The 539-nt window shown below is 37.5% G+C and carries 1 protein-coding gene; it reads right to left on the reverse strand.

Going from position 1 to position 539, the window contains the following annotated elements:
- Positions 1–539: cation:dicarboxylate symporter family transporter (locus DYH56_RS15740; RefSeq protein WP_147269633.1), on the reverse strand; the 539-nt coding region annotated here is incomplete at both ends.

The following is a 539-nucleotide window of genomic DNA, read 5'->3' on the forward strand; positions in this document are numbered from 1 at the left end:
GCTAAATGGATAACCCATCTTACAATTTGAGACAGCCCGTCTGAAAAGTCTGTGATCATTGTTTTAGTAGAAGCCGGTGCATGCTTTAATGCTACCCCTAATAATAATGCCCAGACTAAGATTCCGATATAGTTAGCATTTGATAATGCGTTGATTGGATTATCTACAACGTTCATCAATAATGTTTTTAATACTTCACTTACACCACTTGGAGGAGATACATTTTCTACTCCCTTTCCTAAAGCGATAGTTACCGGGAATATGAAACTTCCTACTACGGCAACTACACCGGCTAAGAACGTTCCGATAAGATAAAGACTGATAACAGATTTCATATTTGTTTTTTGACCAGGTTTATGCTGTGATACTGCCGACATTACCAGGAAAAATACTAAGATAGGTGCTACTGCTTTTAGTGCTCCTACGAATAATGATCCCAATAATTCAACTGGTTTTGCTGCATCTGGTGCAGCGATTGCTAATATGATACCGACGATTAGACCAACGATTATTCTTTTTACTAAACTTAATTGATTCCA

Origin of the sequence: Psychrilyobacter piezotolerans, assembly GCF_003391055.1 — a bacterium.
Classification (GTDB): Bacteria; Fusobacteriota; Fusobacteriia; order Fusobacteriales; family Fusobacteriaceae; genus Psychrilyobacter; species Psychrilyobacter piezotolerans.